This window comes from Haloferax sp. Atlit-4N, from assembly GCF_003383025.1.
GTDB lineage: Archaea > Halobacteriota > Halobacteria > Halobacteriales > Haloferacaceae > Haloferax > Haloferax gibbonsii.
On the sequence record NZ_PSYY01000112.1, the window covers coordinates 1 to 449 of the forward strand.

Annotated in this window: 1 protein-coding gene; it reads left to right on the forward strand. The window is 50.1% G+C overall.

From position 1 onward, the window contains the following. Window positions 1-391, forward strand: a 391-nt coding sequence (locus tag C5C07_RS21490) for a group I intron-associated PD-(D/E)XK endonuclease (RefSeq protein WP_199522801.1), incomplete at its 5' end; no start/stop codon positions are given. Window positions 392-449: the final 58 nt, after the last annotated feature.

Consider the following 449-nt stretch of genomic DNA (forward strand, 5'->3'; position numbering starts at 1 on the left):
AGCCTTAGTCGCGGCAGATATCCTCCGAAATGGGTATGGTGTAGCTTATCCACATGGTCACGAGCAAAAATACGACTTGGTAATCGACGTTGGGTGGGAGCTATTACGAGTTCAGGTGAAAACTGCGAGCGATTATGATGAATACCGTTACGAGCTGGAAATTTCTCCAGAAAAGTACCCCGATGGTACCGTCGATATATTTGCTGGTGCCATCCACGAGGAGGGCACAGCGATTTACGTGCCTGCTCACGAAATGGAAAAGACGCAACGTGTGAAGTTCAATCCTACTGAGGAGATGCCTAGTGATTGGCATCGTGAACAGGCGAACCTGCCCGGAGAATTCTCGATAGATGAGGCGCTCCTCAAAATTCGGGAGTTTACTGACTCTTAGTTATGTGATTCGCTGGTTGACCTGTTGTTGAGGTCGTGGCTGCGCGCGCAGCGAAGCG